Source organism: Tritonibacter mobilis (genome assembly GCF_001681715.1).
Lineage (GTDB): Bacteria > Pseudomonadota > Alphaproteobacteria > Rhodobacterales > Rhodobacteraceae > Epibacterium > Epibacterium mobile.
Genome location: NZ_LNWY01000005.1, coordinates 60,879 through 78,734 on the forward strand (window position 1 = coordinate 60,879; position 17,856 = coordinate 78,734).

General features: G+C 60.7%; 17 protein-coding genes. 7 read left to right on the forward strand and 10 right to left on the reverse strand.

Features of this window, described 5'->3' with window-relative positions; all coding sequences use genetic code 11:
• Positions 1–165: 165 nt before the first annotated feature.
• Positions 166–975, forward strand: a complete 810-nt coding sequence (locus tag UB90_RS04390; RefSeq protein WP_065325313.1) for a PRC-barrel domain-containing protein — start codon at positions 166–168, stop codon at positions 973–975.
• A gap of 99 nt (positions 976–1,074) precedes the next feature.
• On the opposite strand, the gene UB90_RS04395 is transcribed toward UB90_RS04390, so the two are convergent.
• On the reverse strand, positions 1,075–1,662 hold the full coding sequence (locus UB90_RS04395; protein WP_040642444.1) for an exopolysaccharide biosynthesis protein: 588 nt from the start codon (positions 1,660–1,662) through the stop codon (positions 1,075–1,077).
• Positions 1,663–1,878: 216 nt separating this feature from the next.
• On the opposite strand from UB90_RS04395, the gene UB90_RS04400 reads away from it, so the two are divergent.
• Together UB90_RS04400 and UB90_RS04405 are read left to right on the forward strand one after the other, a co-directional pair.
• On the forward strand, positions 1,879–2,367 hold the full coding sequence (locus tag UB90_RS04400) for a hypothetical protein (RefSeq protein ID WP_005622775.1): 489 nt from the start codon (positions 1,879–1,881) through the stop codon (positions 2,365–2,367).
• Positions 2,368–2,380: 13 nt separating this feature from the next.
• Positions 2,381–2,509, forward strand: a complete 129-nt coding sequence (locus tag UB90_RS04405) for an entericidin A/B family lipoprotein (protein WP_005622773.1) — start codon at positions 2,381–2,383, stop codon at positions 2,507–2,509.
• Positions 2,510–2,552: 43 nt separating this feature from the next.
• Here UB90_RS04405 and UB90_RS04410 read toward each other — a convergent pair whose 3' ends face one another.
• From UB90_RS04410 to UB90_RS04435, 6 genes are all read right to left on the reverse strand, one after another.
• The gene (locus tag UB90_RS04410) at positions 2,553–3,581 is read right to left on the reverse strand and encodes an AbrB family transcriptional regulator (RefSeq protein WP_065325314.1); all 1,029 of its coding nucleotides are present in this window, start codon (positions 3,579–3,581) and stop codon (positions 2,553–2,555) included.
• A complete protein-coding gene (locus UB90_RS04415; protein WP_065325315.1) occupies positions 3,568–4,335 on the reverse strand; it encodes a citryl-CoA lyase in 768 nt (255 codons plus the stop codon). The genes UB90_RS04410 and UB90_RS04415 overlap by 14 nt, the downstream gene beginning before the upstream one ends.
• Positions 4,332–5,519, reverse strand: coding sequence for a CaiB/BaiF CoA transferase family protein (locus tag UB90_RS04420; RefSeq protein WP_065325376.1), 1,188 nt, complete (start codon positions 5,517–5,519; stop codon positions 4,332–4,334). Before UB90_RS04420 ends, UB90_RS04415 begins: the two co-directional genes overlap by 4 nt.
• On the reverse strand, positions 5,509–7,029 hold the full coding sequence (locus UB90_RS04425; protein WP_065325316.1) for a tripartite tricarboxylate transporter permease: 1,521 nt from the start codon (positions 7,027–7,029) through the stop codon (positions 5,509–5,511). Before UB90_RS04425 ends, UB90_RS04420 begins: the two co-directional genes overlap by 11 nt.
• Before the next feature lie 12 nt (positions 7,030–7,041).
• Entirely contained in the window at positions 7,042–7,527 is a 486-nt protein-coding gene (locus tag UB90_RS04430; protein WP_009177475.1) for a tripartite tricarboxylate transporter TctB family protein, read from the reverse strand.
• Between the two features lie 87 nt (positions 7,528–7,614).
• Complete coding sequence (locus tag UB90_RS04435; protein ID WP_065325317.1) at positions 7,615–8,595, reverse strand: tripartite tricarboxylate transporter substrate binding protein; 981 nt, start codon at positions 8,593–8,595, stop codon at positions 7,615–7,617.
• Positions 8,596–8,697: 102 nt separating this feature from the next.
• Here UB90_RS04435 and UB90_RS04440 point away from each other — a divergent pair, with 102 nt between their 5' ends.
• The 3 genes from UB90_RS04440 to UB90_RS04450 are packed head-to-tail and all read left to right on the forward strand — an operon-like array spanning position 8,698 to position 11,737.
• Entirely contained in the window at positions 8,698–9,363 is a 666-nt protein-coding gene (locus UB90_RS04440; protein ID WP_005625131.1) for a response regulator transcription factor, read from the forward strand.
• Positions 9,360–10,745 (forward strand): sensor histidine kinase, encoded by a 1,386-nt coding sequence (locus UB90_RS04445; protein WP_065325318.1) that lies wholly within the window; start codon positions 9,360–9,362, stop codon positions 10,743–10,745. The genes UB90_RS04440 and UB90_RS04445 overlap by 4 nt, the downstream gene beginning before the upstream one ends.
• Positions 10,715–11,737: an ABC transporter substrate-binding protein gene (locus tag UB90_RS04450; RefSeq protein WP_009177739.1), complete on the forward strand. Its 1,023-nt coding sequence runs from the start codon at positions 10,715–10,717 to the stop codon at positions 11,735–11,737. Before UB90_RS04445 ends, UB90_RS04450 begins: the two co-directional genes overlap by 31 nt.
• 4 nt (positions 11,738–11,741) lie before the next feature.
• Here the strand turns inward: UB90_RS04450 and UB90_RS04455 are convergent, their stop codons facing one another.
• Together UB90_RS04455 and UB90_RS04460 are read right to left on the reverse strand one after the other, a co-directional pair.
• Positions 11,742–14,126 carry a 1-deoxy-D-xylulose-5-phosphate synthase N-terminal domain-containing protein gene (locus UB90_RS04455; protein ID WP_065325319.1) on the reverse strand — a complete coding sequence of 795 codons (2,385 nt, stop codon included), beginning with the start codon at positions 14,124–14,126 and terminating at the stop codon, positions 11,742–11,744.
• 9 nt (positions 14,127–14,135) lie between these two features.
• Positions 14,136–15,338, reverse strand: a complete 1,203-nt coding sequence (locus UB90_RS04460; protein ID WP_065325320.1) for a methionine gamma-lyase — start codon at positions 15,336–15,338, stop codon at positions 14,136–14,138.
• Positions 15,339–15,452: 114 nt separating this feature from the next.
• On the opposite strand from UB90_RS04460, the gene UB90_RS04465 reads away from it, so the two are divergent.
• Complete coding sequence (locus tag UB90_RS04465) at positions 15,453–15,911, forward strand: Lrp/AsnC family transcriptional regulator (RefSeq protein WP_065325377.1); 459 nt, start codon at positions 15,453–15,455, stop codon at positions 15,909–15,911.
• Positions 15,912–15,956: 45 nt separating this feature from the next.
• On the opposite strand, the gene UB90_RS04470 is transcribed toward UB90_RS04465, so the two are convergent.
• Complete coding sequence (locus tag UB90_RS04470; RefSeq protein ID WP_065325321.1) at positions 15,957–17,840, reverse strand: beta-N-acetylhexosaminidase; 1,884 nt, start codon at positions 17,838–17,840, stop codon at positions 15,957–15,959.
• Between the last annotated feature and the right edge of the window lie 16 nt (positions 17,841–17,856).

Here is a 17,856-nt window from a genome sequence, read left to right on the forward strand (position 1 = left end):
TTTTCGTGACGGGTTCACAACATGGATCTCGGCAAACTCTTGCGCGCCAATTCTTGCCGATGCGACGTACAGCATTTTTGGGCGCGGAACATTGAGTGGCGCTTTGCGTTTTGATTATGCCTGCATGCACATGCGGGCGCGTCTCACCGAATAGGAGTTAAGACGATGAAAAAGCTGTTGATTTCCACGTCTCTGATCATCGCGATGGGTTTGCCCGCTGTTGCAGCAGAGACCAGTGACATGTTCCGCAGCGAAGCCGGTCCCGCAGAGTTCCATGCCTCGTCTTTTGTGGGAAAGCGCATTTACCAGACCGAAAATGATGCGCTCAAGGATGTGATGGACGGCGTTCAGGACGGCTGGGCTGACATCGGTGAGGTCAATGATGTGATCCTCAGCCGCGATGGCACAGCAGAGGCGGTTTTGGTCGATATTGGCGGTTTTCTCGGGGTCGGAGAGAACCAGATTGCCGTTGATATGGACGCGCTGAAGTTTGTGCGCAACGGCAATTCAGACGGGGGTGCGGATGGCTATTTCCTCGTCCTGAATGCCCCGGCTGATGCCCTGGAAGCCGCCCCACGCTACGAGACCGCCAAGCAGCCCGCCATTGCAGAACCAACGCTCAAGGAACCCAAACGCAGCGATGCTCCGGCGGATCGGGTGGAGAGCGCATTTGGCATCAATGAAACCACCGAAGCCTCGGTTCACATGGCAGAGCTGACCGCAGAAGAACTGCTCAGCGCGACCGCCTTTGATGCCAATGACGAAATGATCGGACAGGTGGCTGATATCGTGATGGACGGTGAGGGCAACGTAAACGCCGTTGTGGTCGACGTCGGCGGTTTCCTCGGCCTTGGGGCCAAGCCGGTCGAACTGGAACTGGCGGACCTCAGCATTGAGGATGAATCCGGCACCATTCGCATCTACACGATGTTGACCAAATCCCAGATGGAAGAGCTGCCCGAATACAAGGGCTGACATAATCTGGAAGATCACGCCGTATCTTTGACATCTACCGGCCGGGCCTGACCACAGGTCCGGCCCTTTTGTTGGGCCGGACGCACCGCGACACTGCCCCTAAAAGAGATGGATCGCCGCCCCGCCGATCGCAAGGGTCAAGCCCGTGACGGTCACCAGCGCGATCAGCCCATCTCCGGTCAGCATCGACAGCGCCAGCAAAGCAACAACGCCGCCGAGGATCGACGAAGTAAATGGCAAGATTTCAAGGAAGGGCATGATCAAACCGCACAACAGGCAAATGCCCTGAAGCACCCGCAAGAACGGCGGTGTCAGCAGCGATTGCAAACGGCGTTTAAATCTGCGGTCCATCCAAGCCGCAAGCGATCGCAGCGTGCGGGTTGCTTTTTGCGTATTGCGCGCAGGCAGTGAGCGTTTCGACAAGAATGAGGGCAACCACAGGTGATTGCGTCCCATCAACATCTGCGCTGAAATCAACGCAATGGTGATGCCACACGCCGAGGAAAACAGCGGGATACCACTCAATGGTGACACCAATGCCAGCGATGGGGCCAACAACACTGCGGCAATGGATTTGACCCCCAGTTCATCCATCAGTTCGGATACTTGCAAACCATCCTTGCCGTCTTCTAACAGCTGGTCGGTCGTATCTAATACATCTTCGACTGGGTGGCTCGACTGGGTCATGGGGTCCGTTTTCCAAAAAAGGGGCTTGGCTCGAATTCTGAACGCCTCAGGCGGGGCAAAGTTCCCTTTGATTTCACCGTTATTCAATTGGCCATTATAAGGTCGGAACAAAATAGGCGGAAAATTTCCTTTAAAAATCAGGAACATTCTGCCGCCTCTGCGTGTTGATAGTGCAGATCCCGCGGGGATATGAGCACTATATCAAGGAGCTAAACGATGACACATCTGATCCGTACAACCGCTCTCGTTGCAACCATGGCGACCGCCGCTGGCGCGTCCACGATGGTACAGGAAATCGAAGTCACCGCCGACGCCAGCGCGCTTAAGAACAGCGAAGCCGTATCGGTCTGGAGCGAACTCGAAACCGACCTTGAGACCGCATTGGCGGCGCAGTTGGTGGATCAGATCGCCGACAAAGAGATGGAGGATGCCGCCGAGATCGACATTGAGATCGACACCGTGGCGCTGGCTTCCAGCCTTGAGGCCGAAATGGGGATCGCCGATTCCGTCCTCGAAGGGGACGTCTCTGTTGACCTGCCGGGGAGCCAGTACGACCAGCGCTACACCCTGACCGTGAGTGCCGAGCAGGCGAATGTCTACTACCCCGAGGGCACCGACGTGACCACGCTCAACGTGGGCAGTGAAGTCTTCTACACCGCGATGGTTGACGCCTTTGCAACCCATGTTGCCGAGAAACTGAAATAACAGGAGGCCCGCCATGCGCATGATCTACCTGTCACTGGTGGCCGTTCTTGGTCTGACCGCCTGCGAGGCCACCGAGGGACTGGGCCGCGATGTGTCCAACCTTGGCAATGAAATCGAAGAAGAGGCGCAGGAAGCGCAATAACCTCACTGTGCATAGCCCCGGCGTCAGTAGCGCCGGGGCTTTTTCAGGTGGGTCTGGCCCTGCTGAGCGCCAGCGGCATCAGCACCGTCAGGATCATCAGCCGCATCACGTGATGCGCCGCGACAAAGGCGGGATCGAGCCCGAGTGTGACGGCAATCGCCGCCATGGCCTCTACCCCGCCGGGCGCAAAGGCCACGATCAGCAGCGCGGGCGACAGGCCCATGATCTGCATGCTGACCCCGATGGCGATCAAGGTGATCACAACATTGACGCCCGTGACCCACAGCCCCGCCAGAAAATCGAGTTTCAGATCCGCGAGCTTTTGCCCGACAAAACGCGAGCCGATCAGGGTGCCCATCACCAGAAACGCGACAAAGGTCGCCTCTTCTGGTGGGCGTCCGGGTGTGAGCGCAAAAATATGTCCGGCGGCGCTGCAAAAAATACCAGCCAGCAAATAGGCGGCGGGCACGTTCAGGCGATCAAACACCGCACCGACCGCAAGCGTGACCCCCACCAAAAGCGCCAGTTGCCACAGGGCCAGAGGATGCTCTGGCATCAGCTCCACACCCGTCGCCCCAAAGACCGTCGAGACCAGCACCGGCACACAGAGCGTCAGAAACAACACGCGGATGCTTTGTACGATGGCGATGCGAGAGGTCTGTCCGTTTTCACTGAGTGACAGCGCCAGCACATAGCTCAGATGACCGGGCGCGGCGGCCAGAACCGCGTCTCTCGCGCTGAACCGCATCCAGTGCTGAAGCCCGATACGACTGATCCGGAGCGAGATGAACAAGCTCACCGCGAGGATTGCGATGGTAATGGGCCATGCCAGCGCCGAGGCGAGCATGTCGCGGGTGACGCTGCTGCCAATGTTGATCCCCAAGAGCACAAAGGCCGTGGTCCTGAGCCACACTGGCATCTTGATCGGCAATCCAAAGAGCGCCGCCAGCGACACCGCCGCCGCCGATCCGGTCAGGGGTGCGGAGGGAAAACCGATTGCTTCAAAAATCAAGGTGCCCAACACGGCGACGACAAGCGCGCCAATCAGGCCAAATGTATCACGTAGGGTCATACGTCCATCTGTATTTTGGCGGGGTCGGCCCCTTGTTGCGACCGCCCTGTTGTTGCTGCTCCCAGGCGTGGGACAGGATGCCCACGGACCGTGACAGGCAGAATAGCCCGCGCGCCAGTGGCGGGGCAAAGCCCAGCTCCGCATAGATCACTGCGGTGGCGCCGTCGATGTTCATCGGCAGGGCTATGCCTTTTTCAGCCGAGATCTGCGTCTCGATCGCTTGACCGATGTGTTGGAACCGTCCTGACACCGCGCCCGCCTCTGCCGCCTCGGACACCAGCGCCATCAGACGCGGCGCGCGCGGGTCGGTCGGTTTGTGGAACCGGTGGCCAAAGCCGGGGATGATCTTGCCATGTTCTGCGCGCCAGTCGTCCAGCGCCGCGGCCAGATCCCCCGCGTGGGCATCGACGTGGTGATAGAGCTCCACCGCCTGCTGCCCGGCCCCGCCATGCACATCGCCCAACATGTTGACCGCCGTCGCCATCGCATTGTTCAAGGGCAGCCCGCAGGTGACCGCCATCCGCGCCGCCGCAATCGAGGGGGCCTGTGGGCCGTGATCCACAGCCGAGACCAAGGCCGCCTCAAACAGACGGGCCTGCGCAGGTGTCGGCCGGTCGCCGCGCACCATCAGCCAGATCATCTCGGCAAAGCTGACGTTGCCGATCAGATCCTGCACGGGGGTGCCCCGCAGGTCGATGCGACCCGGTTCCATGTCGATAATAGACGTGCGCCACCAATCACTCACATCGCTCATATAATGCGCTCCCGTCTCAGGGTTTCGACCTCATCGGCGCTCAGGCCAATGTCCTGCCAGATACTGTCATTATCTGCACCCAAGGCAGGGGGCGCTTGATCCGGAACCGGGCGATGGGTGCCAAACCGGACCGGCGCGCCCGCCAGCGATAGCGGCGCATCTTCGGTCTCGACCTCGGCAATCAGGCCACGATCCTTGATTTGCGGCTCATTCAGGATCTGCGACACCGTCAGCACCGGCCCCGAGGGTACGCCAAGCGCGTTGAGTTCCGCCACCCACTCCGCAGCGGGCCGGGTCCGAAGGACGCTTTCAAGTTCGGCGCGCAGCATGTGACGGTTGCGTTTGCGATCCTCTCGGGTGGCATAGTCCGGATGCGCCAGAAGATCGTCGCGCCCGAGATGGCGTGCCATAGATTGCCATTGCTCATCCCGGTTTGCGGCCACATTGATCGGCCCATCCGCGCAGGCAAAGGTGCCCGAGGGCGCGGATGTTGTGTTCTCATTGCCATGCGCGCCGGGGGTTTGACCTGCGATCAGATGGTTGGACACCACCCATCCCATGGTGGAAATCACCGCCTCGGTCATGGAGATATCCAGAAACGCGCCACGCTCCGGATCGTTGAGCGCTGCCGAGATCGCAAAGGCGGCCGTCATACCGCCCACGGTATCTGCCAGCGGGTAGCCCACGCGCAACGGCGCGCTGTCGCCATCGCCGGTGATCGACATCACGCCGCTGATCCCCTGCACGATCTGGTCATAGGCGGGGTTGTCCTTCCACGGGCCGTCCTGCCCGAAGCCGCTGATGGCGCAATAAATGAGGTTTGGATTTTCCGCCTTCAGCACCTCATATCCCAGACCAAGGCGCTCCATCACGCCGGGACGGAAGTTCTCAACCAATACGTCAGATGTGCGAACAAGGCGCTTTAGCAGCGCCTTGCCTTGGTCGTGTTTCATGTCGAGGGTCACGGATTTCTTCTGTGCGTTCTGCGCCAGAAAACTCACCCCCATCAGGGATTTATTCCGCTCTGGATCGGCCCCCAGTTGGCGGGCCAGATCACCGGTGCCGGGGCGCTCGACCTTGATGACTTCTGCACCGAGCAGGGCCAGCTGATAACAGCAATACGGCCCCGCAAGCACATTGGTCAGGTCAAGAACCCGAACCCCGGAGAGCGGTTTAATCCCCATCGGCCACCCCGGCAGCACGGGCGCGGGCACGGCGCGCACGGTAGCTCGGAACGATCACCAGCAGTATGGCCAGCACCAACAGCCCCAGCGTCATCGGACGATCAAGGATGAAGGAAATGCCGTCATAGATCTGCATCGAGCGCGCAAAGTTATCCTCCAGCATCCGCCCCAGAATGAAACCGATGAGCAAGGGGGCCAGCGGATAATCCGCAAACCGCAGCACCGTCGCACAGATGCCAAAGCCCACGAGGATCAACAGCTCTGTCGCATTGTTCTGTCCGATATAGGACCCCATCAGGGTGAAGAACAAAATGAACGGGATCAGATAGTTGCGCGGGATCGACAGGACCTTGGCGATATAGGGGATGAGCGGCAGGTTCAGCACCAAGAGCACGAGGTTGCCGATATACATCGAGATGATAACCGCCCAGAAGATATGCGGGCTATCCACCATCAGCCGCGGCCCCGGCGTCACGTTAAGTGCAATCAACGCCCCCAACAGGATCGCCGTGGTGCCCGACCCCGGAATACCAAGCGTCAAGAGCGGCACAAACGATCCGGTACAGGCCGCGTTATTTGCGGTCTCCGGTGCGGCCAGCCCTTTGATAGAGCCTTTGCCGAATTCTTTCTGTTCTTCTTCGGTGGCGATGTTACGCTCCACCGCGTAGCCGAGGAAGGAGGCGATCGTCGCCCCTGCGCCGGGCAGAACACCGATAAAGAAGCCTTGGATGGACTGGCGTCCGATCACGGGCGCGATCTTGCGCGCCTCTTGGCCAGATATCCGCAGACCGGTGATCTTGCCACCGTCCTCGCCGCCTTGGGCTGAACGGTTCGGGTTCATCACCAGAAAGATCGCCTCGGGCAGGGCAAACATCGCCATCGCCAGCGTGATAAAGCTGAACCCGGATTGCAGATCCATCAGCCCCATGGTGAAGCGCGGCATGTTGAACAATGCGCCCTCGCCCACCGTGGCCATCATCAGCCCCAGAAGCGTCATCATCAGCGCCTTAGCCACATTGCCGGTGCCCGCAAAGGCCGCAATCGCCGACAGCCCCACGACCATCAGCGCGAAATACTCGGCCGAGTGGAACAGGAGTGCGACCGTCGACAGCATCGGCGCAAAGACCATCAACAGGATCGCGCCGATGGTGCCCCCCATGAAGGACGAGATCGCCGCAATGGTCAGCGCCTTGCCGGCCATGCCTGCGCGCGCCATCGGATAGCCATCGAAACTGGAGGCTACGGTGCCCGCCACCCCCGGCGCATTGAGCAGGATCGACGAGGTCGAGCCGCCGAAGATCGCGCCATAATAGACCCCGGCCAGCAGGATCAGCGCCGCCGAAGGATCCCCCAGCGTGATCGCGACCGGAATCATGATCGCAATGATGGACATGGGGCCAAGCCCCGGCAGCATCCCGATGAATGTCCCGATCAGACAACCGCCGATCACCATCAGGATATTTGTGAGAGAGAAGGCCGTAGAGAGGCCGATCATCAAACCTTCGAGCATCTGAGCCTCCGATTATCCGAGAAAGAACGGCAAGGGCCGCAAGAAGATGCCCAGCACGCCCTCAACGAGGTACCAGACAACGCCGGTGGCGAAGGCAGCAACCGGGATCAAAATCCACAGCTTGCGCTCGCCAAGGATCATCGCGCCCACGATCAGGAACCCGGAGGTGGACAGCAAGAACCCCGCCGGGCGCAGCAAAAGCGCATAGGCGACCATCAGCCCCAGCAAGAGCGCGGCCTGACCGATGTTGTAATCCCCAAGGCGGCGGTAATCGATGTCCGGGGTCTTGACCTCGCCACTGGGTTTTTCCAGCCCCAGAACGATAATCGCAGCGGTAATGATCGACAGAACGGCCAGAACCTTAGGGAAGGTGCTCGGCCAGATCGGGTTTCGCTGCATGAACGGCGGCAACAGCTGATCCATGGTGAAAAAGGCCGCATAGCCATAGGCCAGAGCGATGCCGAGAATGATCAGCGCGATCCAACGGTCGAGCGCCATGATCTCCTCCTGTGATTGTTTTGGGGGATACGGGAAAGGGTCCGGCACCCGCGATTGGTGCCGGACCGAAGCGTGTCTGCCTAAGGCTTAAAGGAAGCCCAGTTGCGTCATCAGGTCGCCGATGACTTTTTCCTGGCTTTCAAGGAAGCTGCGGAACTCGTCACCGGAGTTGTGGATGTTGACCCAGCCGTTGCGTGCGCGCACGTCTTCCCACTCGGGGGTGTCGTACATTTTGGAGAGCACGTCCTGATAGGCGGCAACCTTGTCTTCCGACAGGCCCGGCGCACCAAAGAACCCGCGCCAGTTCACGAAAGTGGTCTCCAGACCCTGCTCTTTCATGGTGGCAGCACTGTCATAGGCCGGCACACGCTCGTCCGCTGTCACGCCGAGGATTTTGACTTCGCCCGCTTCGGCCAGTGCGATTGCCTCAGAAAAGCCGGTGGAGAGCGCCTTGATCTCACCCGACAGCAGGGCTGCCATCGCCTTGCCGCCTGCGTCATAGGGGATGTATTTCAGCGCGGTCGGATCTTCGCCCGCAGACTGCATCACCATGGCCGCAACGAGGTGGTCCATGCCACCCGGAACCGAGCCACCGCCCACGGCAGTGCCGCGCGGATCTTCACGGTAGGCCGCGAGGAACTCTTCCATATTGTTGATCGGGCTGTCCTTGGCCACGACCAGGGCCGCGTAGTCCCCGATGGTGCCTGCAACCAGCGTCAGGTCACGGAAGTTGTGCGGGAACACACCGGTCAGCGAGCGGATCACGATGGGGGTGGAGTTCACCATCAGCGTGTCATCAAGGCTCTCGGCATTCTCGATCAGGTAACCGATGGCCTTACCACCGCCACCGCCGGACATGTTTTCATAGGATGCGGTGCCAACGAGGCCCGATTTGGTCAGCGCCTCACCAGTGCCGCGCGCGGTTCCGTCCCAGCCACCGCCGGCACCGCCGGGGATCAGGAAGTGAATCTTGTCGAGAGCTTGCTCGGCCATAGCCGGGGAGCCGAAAGTCAGTGCAGCCGCAGCAGCAGCCATCAGGGTCCGACGACCCAGCGCAAAAGATGTCATAATGTTCCTCCCATTTGACAAACACGCAAAAGCGCGATCATGAATCATGGTATTCCGACCCAAGCTGACACAAACCTGACACGGAGCAGATGTTTCGCCCCAATGCGCTACTTACTCGTCGAAGATAACGATCAGCTTGCGAACGCGGTACTGGATCGGCTCACACTTGACGGTCATGTTGTGGACCGGGCACCGGATCTGGGCACGGCAGACGATTTTATCGCCACAACGGAATACGATATGATTCTGCTCGACATCATGCTGCCTGATGGCGATGGGCGGCAGTTCTTGCAGGCCCATCGCACGGCACAGCGCAATACACCTGTGATTGTATTGACCGCCCGATCAGAGGTATCGGACCGCGTCAGCGTTCTGGACCTCGGGGCTGACGACTACATTGTCAAACCGTTCGATTTCTCAGAGCTTGAAGCGCGCTGCCGCGCCGTTCAGCGCCGCCGCAGCGGGGGTGCGAGCAATCTACACAAATATGGCGACGTGGTATTTGACCCTTTGGCCTGCACTCTGACAGTGAATGGGCGCGAGGTGCGGCTACGCAACCGAGAGTTGCGCCTATTTGAGATTTTCATCGCCGCCCCCGATCAGGTTTTTTCCAAATCCAAGCTGGTGGATCGGCTGTTTTCTTATGACGTTGACGCCTCGGAGAACGCCATTGAGGTCTATGTGGGACGGCTGCGCAAACATCTCGAAGGCGCACAGGCGCAGATCGTGACAGTGCGTGGGCTGGGCTACCGGCTGAGCCTGTCATGAACACGCCGATCCTGCTGCGTGGCTCCATCAGACGACGTCTGATTATTCAGTTGTTGGCGGGTGCTGCACTGCTTGCGAGTTTGATGTTTCTGGTGGTTCAGAACTATGCGCGCGACCTCGCGGGGCAAAGTCAGGATGAAATCCTCTCGGCCTCGGTGACGGCGATTCTCGATTCTGCATCGGTGCGCGATGGCGATCTCACTGTGGATATTCCCTATTTCGCCTTCTCTATGCTCGGCAATATCAGTGATGATCGCGTGTTTTACGCCATCACCCGCAATGGCGATTTTCTAACAGGATACTCCGACCTGCCCAAACCCGTCGCCAGCAATGGGATTTTACCGCGATTTCAAACCGCCCATTACGATGGCGAAGAAATTCGGATGGCGACCGCCACCCGGCGTCTGTCCGTCAGCGGCACGCCTGATTTTGTCGAAGTCACCGTCGCGCAGACCCGCTATGGCCTGCGTCAGCAATTGGCGGGGATTTCACAGACCGTGGCCGGGTTTGGCATCGGTTTCTTTGTGATCGCGGCTGTCTTTGGCATTCTCGCTGCCCAATCCGCGATCCAGCCGCTGCGGCAATTGGCAGGCTCGGTGTCCCGGCGCGGCCTTTCGGATCTGCGGCCCGTCTCAGCCCCGGTACCAGCGGAGATGGAATCTCTGGTGGGCGCGCTCAATGGGTTTATGAGCCGCCTCAAAACCTCGCTCTCACGCTCTGAGGATCTGATCGCCGAGGCCGCGCATCGGGTCCGCACCCCGCTCACCACCGTGCGCACGCAGGCGGAAATCACCCTGCGCCGGGTGGATAAACCCGAGAACCGTCAGGCCGTGCGCGAGATGATCCGCGCCATTGATGAGAGCAGCCGGGCAGCAGGACAATTGCTAGATCACGCCATGGTGTCTTTTCGCTCCGACCACCTGGAGATGGAAGATGTGGAACTGACCCGTCTGGCGCAGGATGCGGTGTCACGCCTGCGTCCAATGGCGGAGCTGCGCGATATCGACCTGGAGATTTCTCTGCCCGACCTCGCAATGGTGGTGAAGGGCGATCCGATCCTGATGCAAAGCGCGCTGCTCAACCTGCTCGACAATGCGATCAAATACTCCCCCCCGGACAGCACCGTTCACGTCACCGCCCGCAGAACCGAAAGCGGCGCTGAAATCACCGTTCGGGATGAAGGTGCAGGCTTTCCCAAGGCGGATATGGGCCGCCTGACCCGCCGATTTGTCCGCGGCGGGAATACGGACGCAGTGGTCGGATCCGGGCTTGGCCTTACCATCGCAAACGAGGTTGCCCGCGCCCATGGCGGACGCCTGTTTTTGACCAACCACAGCGACAAAGGTGGCGCATGCGCAAGCTTGTCTTTTCCATTGGCTTGATTTTCCTCGCACTCGCCCCTGCGGCGCATGCGTTCGAGGTTGAGGAGCGGATCAGCGTCGGCCCGGCAGATGCCCGCCGCGTGCTGCGTGTGATATCCACCGGGGATGCAGAGTTTTTTGAGCCCACCTTGCAGGATTTCCTGAGCGACCTTCCTGATGTGCGGATCGAATACACCGTCGCCAGTTCCGGCGAGATGATGAAAGCCCTCGACCAAGAGGGCCTCAACATGGATCTGGCGATCTCCATTGCGACTGATCTCCAGACCAAACTGGTGAATGACGGTCAGGCCCAGCCCTACAGCTCCGCGACGACAGAGCGCCTGCCTGTTTGGGCACGCTGGCGCGAGCATCTCTTTGCCTTCACGCAGGAGCCTGCGGCGGTGGTGCTGTCACGCAAGGCCCTCGACGGATTGCCATTGCCGGAAAACCGTCAGGATCTCATCGCATTGATCCGCGATCATCCAGAGCGGTTCAGAAACAAGATCGGAACCTATGACATCCGCACCTCTGGTCTTGGGTATCTTTATGCCACACAAGATGCGCGGACCTCGGAAACCTATTGGCGCCTCAGCGAGGTGATCGGATCGGTGGGCGTGCGTCTTTATTGCTGTTCGAGCCAGATGATCGATGATGTGGCTTCGGGCGAATTGGCCATGGTCTATAACGTTTTGGGCAGCTACGCGCGCGAGAAAAGCAACACGGAGGACGTGATCGTCCTGCTGCCAAAGGACTACACGGTGGTGGCCTTGCGCACCGCGTTCATTCCACGCGGCAGCCAAGCGCCCGAACTTGCAGGTTTGATGATCGACCACCTGATTGCCCGCGGCTGGCAGGCAGCGCCCGGTGCCTTTTCGGTTCTGGATGACGATTCATGGAGCGATGACACCCAGGCTCTGCGTCGTATTCGCATGGGGCCTGGGCTGCTGGTGTATCTCGACGCGCTCAAAAAGGCTGCGTTTCTGCGCGAATGGAGCAGCGCCGTCTTGCGTTAGGCCGCTATCCCGCCTGTCCGCCGGGAATACGGCGCGCGCCCACCGTCAGCTCACCCACCGATCGCGCAAGACTGTGACGGTCGAGGCCAAAGTGACGGTAAAGGTCGCCGATGGTGCCCGTTTGGCCAAAGTGTTCAACGCCATGCGACACCACCCGATGCCCTGCGACTGACCCCAGCCACGAGAGCGTCGCCGGATGGCCATCAATCGCGGTAATCAGAGTGCAATGGGCGGGCAGTTCGCCCAAGAGACGCTCCACATGCGATATGGCCTGCGGGTTCCCGCGCGCCCGTTCCCGCTGCGCCGCCGTCCAGCCCGCATTGAGACGGTCCGCCGAGGTCACCGCCAGCACCGCAACATCGCGCCGATGCTCGCCAATAAGTCCCGCCGCCGCAATCGCCTCATCCGCGACCGCGCCCTGATAGGCGATCACCACCGAACAATTCGGCCCCGGCTTGCGCAACCAATAGGCCCCATCAATCGCGCCCTGACGAAAGGCATCATCGACCCGCTGCCCCGGCTGCTCCAAGGGTTTGGTGGTCAGCCGCAAATAGACCGATCCGCCGGTTTCATCCCGCAGCCAGGTACGTTCGTCCGGGTCGCCTTCGCCATCGCGTTGCATATAGTCAAAGGCCCATTCCATGATGACCGCGAGTTCATCGGCAAAGGCCGGTTCAAAGCTCGCCAGCCCATCCTGCGCCATACCCGTGAGGGGCGTGCCCACGGATTGATGCGCGCCGCCTTCTGGCGCCAACGTCACCCCCGAAGGCGTGCCAACGATCATGAACCGCGCATCCTGATAGCAAGCGTAGTTCAGCGCATCCAAACCTCGGTGCACAAAGGGGTCATAGACCGTCCCGATCGGGATCACCCTCTTGCCCCAGAGGCTATGCGACAGGCCCGCCGCGCCCAGAAGCAGGAACAGGTTCATCTCGGCGATGCCCAGTTCGACATGCTGGCCTTGCGGATCAAAGTTCCATTTGGCCGTCGAGGGAATGCGATGCTCGATAAAGGCGTCCTTCTGTGCCTTGCGAGCAAAGAGCTTGCGCCGATTGACCCATGGCCCCAGCCCCGTGGTGCCGGTCACATCCGGCGAGGTCGTCATGATCCGCGCCGCCAGATCGCTGTCGCCCCGCGCCAGATCGTCGAGGATCTTGCCAAAGGCCATCTGCGTTGAAATCTCGCGGCTTGTGTCCACCGCAACCGCAGGCACCGAAAGCCGCGCATCCGAGTAGCGCCGCGCCCCCTTGGCAAAAAACGGCACCTGATCAAGGTAGGCCTGAAAGCCCGCCGTGTCAGAAACGGTTGCCATCGGCTCCCACTCGTCGCCCTCGGCGACGCCCATATGAGTCTGCCACTCACTCATTTGCGCCTTGGTCATGAGACCGCCGTGGTTGTCCTTGTGGCCCGCAATTGGCGTGCCCCAACCCTTGATCGTATACGCAAGGAAACAGGTCGGGCGGTCGTGGTCGATGGCGGCGAATGTGTCGGCCATGGTCTCCACGCAATTGCCGCCGAGGTTCTCCATCAGCGCCGCCAGTTCCGCGTCGCTGCGCTTGTCGATCAGTGCCGAGACCGCGCCCTGATCGCCCAGATCCTCCATCAGCCGTTTGCGCCAATTGGCCCCGCCCATATAGGTCAGCGCGGAATATTCCACGTTCGGGCAGGCGTCGATCCAGTCGCGCAGGGCCGCGCCGCCGGGTTCCTCAAAGGCGGCCCGTTGCAGAGCGCCATATTTCACCCGCACCACGTCCCAGCCGAAGGCCTCGAATATTTTCTCGACCCGGCCAAACAGCCCCTCGCGCACGATGCCATCAAGGCTCTGACGGTTGTAATCGATGATCCACCAGGTGTTGCGCAGGTCGTTCTTCCAGCCTTCCTGCAACACCTCGTAGATGTTGCCCTCGTCCAATTCCGCATCTCCGACCAGCGCCACCATCCGGCCCGGATTGACATCGCCGCCCCAGTCCTTGGCCGTGATGAAATCCTGCACCATGGACGCCAGCGCGGTGATCCCCACACCAAGCCCCACAGACCCGGTGGAGAAATCCACATCGTCAATGTCCTTGGTGCGACTGGGGTAGCTCTGCACGCCGCCATAGCCCCGGAAGTTCTCCATCTTCTCGCGGGTCTGGTGGCCCATGAGGTATTGCATCGCGTGAAAGATTGGCGAGGCATGCGGTTTGACCGCCACCCGGTCCTCGGGGCGAAGCGCCGAGAAATAGAGCGCGGTCATGATCGACACCATCGACGCCGAGGACGCCTGATGGCCGCCGATCTTGATGCCATCTTCCTTGGCGCGCAGGTGGTTGGCGTTGTGGATCATCCAGTGGGACAGCCACAACAGCCGTTGCTCCACAGTTTTCAGGTGCTGGATCTGGTCGGACATCTCGCCCCCTTACTCTGCCGCCTGCCGCATCTCGGGCGACAGCGCCTGATGCAGATCATCCAGAATGTCAGAGACTTCTTCCAGCCCCACCGACAAGCGCACAAGCCCGTCGCTGATGCCATGTTCGGCGCGTTCTTCGGGCGTGTAGGTGGAATGGGTCATAGAGGCCGGGTGCTGAATCAGCGTCTCCGCATCGCCAAGAGACACCGCACGATGGATCATTTGCAGGCGGTTCATCAGGCTGATGCCAGCCTCCATGCCGCCTTCGAGTTCGAAGGCGATCATGCCACCGGGCTGCGCCATCTGCACCTTGGCAATCGCGTGCTGTTCAAAGCTCTGCAGACCGGGGAAATAGACTTTGGCGACGCCGGGCTGGGCCTCAAGCCACTCCGCGACGGTCTGCGCCGAAGCACAGTGACGGTCCATCCGCAGCGCCAGCGTTTTCAGCCCGCGCATGATCAGCATCGCGTTAAAGGGCGCCATCACCGCGCCGGTCATATCCTTCATGCCGACAAGGCGGATTTCGGTCAAAAGCTCGGCGCTGCCCGCCACAAGCCCTGCGACCACATCGCCGTGACCACCAAGGTATTTGGTCGCCGAATGCAGCACCAGATCCGCGCCCAGCTCGATCGGGCGGGTCAGGTACGGTGTCGCATAGGTGTTGTCCACCACCACCCGCGCACCCACGGAATGGGCAATCTCAGAGGCCAGCTTGATGTCCACCAGCCGCATATTGGGGTTGGCGGGGGTCTCGAAATAAACCACGCGGGTCTTGTCACTGATGGCGGCACGCAGGGCGTCTGCGTCGGTCATGTCCACATGGGTGATGGTCACGCCCCATTTTGCAAGCCCGTGGCGCATATAGGCAAAGGTGCAGCCATAGAGCGTCTTGTCGACGATGACCTCGTCACCGGGGCTCAGGAGCGTCCACAGGATCGCCGTCACCGCGCCCATGCCGCTTGCCAGTGCCAGACCGGCCTCGGCCCCTTCGAGCGTGGCGATGCGCTGTTCCAGCAGGGCGCAGGTCGGGTTCGAGATCCGGCTGTAGATATGGCCCTCGCGCTCGCCCGCGAACATTTCACCCCCGGCTTCGGCGTTCTCGAACACAAAGGTCGAGGTCAAATGCACCGGCGGCGTCAGCGCGCCCTCGTTCTGCATCGGGTCATAGGCGTGGTGGATGGCACGGGTGGCAAAGCCTTTGGCGTCGGACATATGGGGTCTCCTTCCTCATTTGTCCGCCATGATGCGCCCCCGTGCGAGGCGTTAGATTGCAAAAGATACCAATATCACCGATCATGTTGGCAGATTCTGCCAATGGACAGCAAAATGGACACCAAAGATCGCCAGATTATCCGCGTACTTCAGGCCAATGGTCGGATGACCAATCAGGACCTTGCGGACGCGGTGAACCTCTCGCCCTCGCCCTGCCTGCGCCGGGTTAAGAACCTTGAGGCCGCCGGTGTGATCCGGGGCTACAGCGCCGATGTGGATGCCCGGGCCTATGGGCTGCCTATCACGGTGTTTGTGCGCATCAAACTGGAGCGCCACAATGAGGAGGACGTGAAGAATTTTGAGCGCCGCGTCCATATGATCGACGAGGTGCTGGAGTGTCACATTCTGACCGGGGCCACGGATTACCAGCTGCGAGTGGTGGTGGCCGATCTGGACGCCTATGAAGATTTCATCCGCAACCGCATCCACCCTATCGGGGGCATTGCCTCGATTGACACCAGCTTTGTCTACAGCACGGTCAAGAACACTTCGGTCTTTCCAAGGCTGGGATAAAAACGGCCCCGGAGTGTCCCCGAGGCCGCTGATCTGTTTGGTGGCTCAGAGGCGCGGCATCCGTTCCGCGAGCGCTGTGAACCTGTCATAGTCTTTGTTTTCCGCTGTGCTCCACCCGGCCTCGGCAATGGCGCTGAGGCGGGGGAAAATCATGTGGTTGCGGCGCGCCATCGTGGTCAGATGCTCGCTCCAGACGCAGGCCTGAACCCCCTTCAAACGCCCAATTAGAGCCGCATCTCCGTTGTCGGCCTCAAACGCATAGGTCTTGTCGAGCGGGGTGAAACCGGCCCAGCTGGCCCCCGGCGCGTACCACGCATCCGACAGCGCCATATCGAGGTAATAGGCCTGCCCCGGCGTGCTGACCACGTCGTAGCCCTCTTGCGCCAGCTCAGCGGTTTTCTCAATGGTGGTCCAGGCAAACAGCAGGCTGTGCGCGGGGTCCAGACCACCGCCATGGGCGACCTCTTCCCAGCCGCCGAGCTTGCGGCCAAGACCGATAAGAAAGTTCTGAATGTGGCGTAGGAAATAGGCCTGCAATTCCGGCGTGTCCTTCAGGCCGGTTTCGCGCATCATCGCCTTTGCCTTGGGCGATTGCATCCATGCGCCCTTGGCCACCTCGTCACCGCCCACATGCACGACCTCGAACGGGAAGATTTCGCAGACCTCGGCCAGCACGGTCTCGGCAAAGGTATAAGACCCCTCAATGGCCGGGTTCAGCGCGTTATTGCCAAAGCCCTGCACCGACCAGTAGCTCTCGGGTTCTTCTTGGTCGACGAGGTCGGGCAAGGCCCCCAACACACAGGCGCAGTGCCCCGGAACATCGATCTCCGGCATGACCTCGACACCCAATCGGGCCGCATGTTTCACCACCTGTCGCGCCTCGTCTTGCGTATAATAGCCGCCCTGCCCGGTCATATCGGGGCCAAGCTGCGGCAACACCGGCAGGTCCATCCCTGTATGCGCGGCGATCTCGGTGAGCTGCGGATAGGCCTTGATCTCCAGCCGCCAGCCTTCGTCATCGGTCAGATGCCAGTGGAACCGGTTCATTTTGTGCCACGCCAGAATGTCCACATAGCGCAGCACCTGATCGAGCGGGTAGAACTGGCGCGAGACATCCAGATGCGCGCCGCGCCAGCCGTGGCGGGGGGCATCCTCGATCTGACCACTGCGGGGAACACCATAACGCGCAGGCTCCGCATGGGCATTGGTCAGCACCTGCGCCAGCGTAATCAAACCGTAAAGCAGCCCCTGCCCCGCACCATGCTGTAGGGTGGCTTTACCCTCCGTCCAGGTGATCCGATAGGCGTCCTCGCCCAGCGTCTGATCCGCCTCAACAGTCAGTTGCGGGACGTCGTCCTTGGCGATCAGCACAAAGGGGGTCGGTGCCAGTGGATGCAGGCGGCGGGTCAGGTCTGCCACCTGTAATAGGCTCCGCATCACCGCAACGTCATCGGTCCGAAGTGCCAGATGGACGGGGGCCGTGGCGCACCACTCCGTAATGGCGGCTTGCTGAGGTTCGGGCAAAACACCGCATGTTAGACCCGCATTTTGCGATGCATTTGTATCTGCAATCGCCGCTGAGGCCTGCAAGTCCCCGGCAAAGGCCGGGACAAGGGTTCCGTCCTCCAGCAAGACCCCGGCAGATTTTGGCCCCTCATTGGAATGTAGCGCTGGACGGGTGAGGTTGAACTCGGTGAACCGCCACGTCTCGCCCGGTTGCAGCACAAAGCCCGCGTCAGAGGCATACTCGTGGAAATTCGCCTGCCGCCGTATCAGCCGCGCCCCCGTGCAGCGCGAGGGGCGCAGGCAGCGCGTCAGGGTGGCATAGACAAGGCGCGGATTTGCAACCGGAGTGTCGCCGCAATTGGTCAGCGCGAACTCCATCGCGCCCTCTTCGGCGTGCCAAAGGCTGTCGAGGTGGAAGTGCATTTGAGATGATCCTGTT